A 3779-nucleotide genomic window follows, 5' to 3' on the forward strand; every position below is an offset into this window, starting at 1 on the left:
CCTGCCATAATTATCACCTACCTTATTCATAATATGTCACAATTATAACAGATTATAACATATGTTGCGGAGTTAAATTGAAAAAAATGAATACAATTGTTATACTAAACAGTAAATAAATGTAGGGATGTGTAGATATGGATAAGAAATAACATCCCTTAGGGGCATAGAAAATTTAATTTTTATCAGGAGGTAACGGTATGAGAAGGATAGTAGCAATTGGGAATGTTTTATATGTATATTTAATTTTGGGAATGCTTGCCATGATATTTGGAAGTAATACACCTACAGGAATGTACCTTATGAAAAATCTGTTTTTCGATGATGTGTACATAATGATATTGGCTTTTATTATATTCGGCGCGGTGTGGCTTGCCATGAATATTGTTTTCCTGACATTGGTGGTAGTGGGAAAATTAAAATATGAGGCTTCAGTTATGGCACGAACCCACATGATTGTAAAACTAGTCCAGATTCCGGCATATATTGGAATTTTTATTATGGGATTATTATGTTTGCTAACTATTTTTACATTTGCATTTTCCATAGCACTGTTTCTTTTCGATGCTTTTAGCATAATTTTAACAGGACTATTTGCCATTGCATGTTTTAGCTGCATGAAAAATGAAGGAATGATTACCGATGGAATACAGCTTGTAATGTCTGTTTTCTCCTTTGTTTTCTGCGCAGACACAATAATATCCGTAATTGCATATATAAATACAAAAAAGCACAAAGCAGAAGCTTTAAACAACTAAAGAAGGTGAATTTATGATTAGGGTTGCAAAAAGAGAAGACGCAGAAGAGCTACTTAAAATTTATTCTTATTATGTTGAAAATACAGCTATAACCTTTGAATATGATGTCCCATCAGTTGAAGAGTTTAGTGATAGGATTTCAAATACATTAAAAAAATATCCTTATTTAGTTTTAGAGGAAGAAGGAAAAATTTTAGGTTATACATATGCCGGGGAATTTAAGTCAAGAGCGGCATATGACAGGGCTGTGGAAACTACTATTTATATGGATAAAAATCTTAAACATAAGGGAATGGGAAAAAAGCTGTATAAGGCCTTAGAACAGGCCCTTGAACTGCAGAAAATTACCAATTTGTATGCCTGTATAGCATATCCTAAAGAGGAGGATGAATATCTTACAAAAAACAGTGTAGAGTATCATCAGCACTTAGGTTACAGGATGGTAGGAGAATTTTATAATTGTGGTTATAAATTCGGAAGATGGTACAATATGGTATGGATGGAAAAAATAATTGCACCTCATAAAGACCATCCCGATAAAGTGCTGAAGTTTGATGAAATAAGAAATATTTTTAAAGAAATGTATGGAATAAATTAATCATACTTCAATTTTCTCGAATCTGTATTTCTGCTTAATATCAGGGTATTTATTGTGGTCTACTTCACTCATAAACATATCAAAGGGGCGGGCGCAAACCTTGAAAGGTGCATATAATCCCTGATAAATAACTAACCTTTCACCATTTTCCGTGTGGGTGGCAAAGGCCAGAACTTTATATAAATATTCAGAGGTATTAGAAGAAACAAGCTCACGCTTGAAATGCCTTACTATATCCCCAACTTTTATGTTATGGGTAGATAAATTATCCGGATTATTGTATACATCAGTATCAATATCCGGTTTTTTTTCTGTATCCGGCAATTCCTCATATTCCTCCTTATCCAGGGAAACAGGTGCTCCGGATTTACCGGAAATGTGTACTCCTCCATACCAGGTACCTTCAACTTCAAAAATATCGCCAACTTCATATTCCATGGAATAATCGTTGTTTTTCTTTATAATTTTAATTTTGCTCATATTAACAAATCTCCTAAACAATTATTTAACGTTAAAATACTTACATCATTATATTATATCCCCTTAAAAATGTAAAAAATAAATTTATGTTTTGGGATTAAAATAATGCAAGGATAAACATTGACGCGTCAGCTTTACAGTTTTATAATTTGTTTGAAAATGATATTTAAGGAGGAATTTATATGTCTACGAAAATTTCAAAAATACCAAGAGAAGAGGCAGTGGAAGCTATTTTTTCAAAAATTATTCAATCACCTGTTGCCTGTGAACGGTTAAGTGAGACTTTTTATGAGCACCTAAATGATGATCATTTAGTGGTGGATTCAAATTCGGAACGCTTTGCAAAAATACTATTTTCAGCATATGAAACTCAGGATATAAGTGCTTTGCTTTTAGAGGTATGCCAAAAAAGTATGTTTGATTTGTTAAGAGAGGCATATCTTATTCCAAAAAGATTTTATGGAAAAAATGGGAGAAATCCAATACTTCTTTCTGATGTGGAGGGAAAATTGTTAAAGGATATTAAAGAACCTGTGTCACATCACGAATATACTAAATTTAAGGAAATATTTGAAAATCATGTATGTGCACCAAGGTCTAAATTGTATTTAGCAGACGGGTTTGACATAGCAAGATATTACACTAAGGATATGGAAATTGAAGAAAAATTAGAAAACAGACGTCGTGGAGTAATGATATTGTATGCGCTTCCGGATACGGTAAAATTGGGAATGACGGAGGCACAGGCATATGCAATTATATGGGATACTTTTAGAATGATTCAAAGTGTAGCTCCTTCTGCAATGGTTTATTATGGACAGGAAACAGGGAAGAAAAATCAAAAGAAGTTTGATGAAATAGGAATTTTACTTCCGATACATCAGTTTGAGAAAAGAATGTTACATCATTTAGAGGAAATTGACGGAATAGTTTTATCATGCAGAGAAAAAATGATGGAAGAAGCCGGCGAGGACAGCCTTGAATTGTAGGAGGATAGAATGAAACAAACAAAGCAGATGTCTGAATCCATAAGACTTGGAATGCTTTTGGCAATTTCAGGAGGATTTATGGATGCATATTCATATATTGAGCGTGGACACGTTTTTGCAAATGCCCAGACAGGTAATATTTTATTATTTGGAGTAAATTTGTCGGAGGGAAATTTTAAAATGGCAATACATTATTTTCTGCCGGTACTGGCATTTGCACTGGGAATTGCGTTAGCAGAAATAGTACATACTAAGGAATTGGAAATTTTGCATTGGAGGCAGGCAGCAGTTCTTATTGAAGCAGTGATGCTTGTGGGAGTCAGCTTTTTCCCATTATCTTTAAACCTGTTGGCAAATTCCCTGACATCCTTTGCCTGTGGTATACAGGTAGAAAGCTTTAGAAAGATACGTGGAAATGGTATAGCAACAACTATGTGTATTGGAAATTTGAGAAGTGGTACGCAGAATTTATGCAATTACTTCCATAATAAAGACATTGAATATTTTAAAAGCTCATTGCTTTATTATGGTATAATTGCATGCTTTGTAATAGGTGCGATAATTGGAAATTTATTTATTCACATATTGCAGGAAAAAGCAATTTTATGTTGTTCCGCACTGTTATTCTTTGTATTCTTTTTAATGTTTATTGACTTTGAAAGAGAAAAACTATAGTCAAAATATCAGGTGCAGTATCTAAAGGATTTGTCTGTGATAATTCTTGCAAAAATCAGTCCAAGAGGAAGTGCCAGAATAATAAGCATTGCTGATGCAAACCAGGAGGCTGAGGTTGTAAGGGACATAGCACCTAAATTGTATACTGCACGGTAAAGGTAAAGTCCCGGTACCATAATTACTATGGAAGGAACAGTGATTGCTATGCGGGGATATCCCAAACTATTTTTTAAGAGAGACGCAAGTACTCCGGCGGTCAATGCACCGATAAATGCGGCG

At 33.9% G+C, this 3779-nt stretch carries 6 protein-coding genes; 4 read left to right on the plus strand and 2 right to left on the minus strand.

Going from position 1 to position 3779, the window contains the following annotated elements:
• The first annotated feature begins 200 nt into the window (after positions 1-200).
• Together Q5O30_RS10180 and Q5O30_RS10185 are read left to right on the plus strand one after the other, a co-directional pair.
• Entirely contained in the window at positions 201-758 is a 558-nt protein-coding gene (locus tag Q5O30_RS10180; RefSeq protein WP_021953643.1) for a hypothetical protein, read from the plus strand.
• A 13-nt stretch (positions 759-771) separates the two neighbouring features.
• Positions 772-1356, plus strand: a complete 585-nt coding sequence (locus tag Q5O30_RS10185; RefSeq protein WP_021953644.1) for a GNAT family N-acetyltransferase — start codon at positions 772-774, stop codon at positions 1354-1356.
• Here Q5O30_RS10185 and Q5O30_RS10190 read toward each other — a convergent pair whose 3' ends face one another.
• Positions 1357-1836 carry a DUF1653 domain-containing protein gene (locus tag Q5O30_RS10190; RefSeq protein ID WP_021953645.1) on the minus strand — a complete coding sequence of 160 codons (480 nt, stop codon included), beginning with the start codon at positions 1834-1836 and terminating at the stop codon, positions 1357-1359.
• Between the two features lie 182 nt (positions 1837-2018).
• Between Q5O30_RS10190 and Q5O30_RS10195 the strand changes: the two genes are divergently transcribed.
• The gene (locus tag Q5O30_RS10195; protein WP_021953646.1) at positions 2019-2825 is read left to right on the plus strand and encodes a DUF4866 domain-containing protein; all 807 of its coding nucleotides are present in this window, start codon (positions 2019-2021) and stop codon (positions 2823-2825) included.
• Between the two features lie 9 nt (positions 2826-2834).
• Complete coding sequence (locus Q5O30_RS10200) at positions 2835-3500, plus strand: YoaK family protein (protein ID WP_021953647.1); 666 nt, start codon at positions 2835-2837, stop codon at positions 3498-3500.
• A gap of 8 nt (positions 3501-3508) precedes the next feature.
• Here Q5O30_RS10200 and Q5O30_RS10205 read toward each other — a convergent pair.
• The coding region (locus Q5O30_RS10205) for a threonine/serine exporter family protein (protein ID WP_302674691.1) at positions 3509-3779 on the minus strand (271 nt) is incomplete at its 5' end.

This window comes from Eubacterium sp. CAG:161 (assembly GCF_000432355.1).
Classification (GTDB): Bacteria; Bacillota; Clostridia; order Lachnospirales; family Lachnospiraceae; genus Eubacterium_G; species Eubacterium_G segne.

Bases quoted from the DNA above. Each gene is read 5' to 3' on its own strand.
- Q5O30_RS10180 (WP_021953643.1), top strand. From the start codon at position 201: ATGAGAAGGATAGTAGCAATTGGGAATGTTTTATATGTATATTTAATT.
- Q5O30_RS10185 (WP_021953644.1), top strand. From the start codon at position 772: ATGATTAGGGTTGCAAAAAGAGAAGACGCAGAAGAGCTACTTAAAATT.
- Q5O30_RS10190 (WP_021953645.1), bottom strand. From the start codon at position 1,836: ATGAGCAAAATTAAAATTATAAAGAAAAACAACGATTATTCCATGGAA.
- Q5O30_RS10195 (WP_021953646.1), top strand. From the start codon at position 2,019: ATGTCTACGAAAATTTCAAAAATACCAAGAGAAGAGGCAGTGGAAGCT.
- Q5O30_RS10200 (WP_021953647.1), top strand. From the start codon at position 2,835: ATGAAACAAACAAAGCAGATGTCTGAATCCATAAGACTTGGAATGCTT.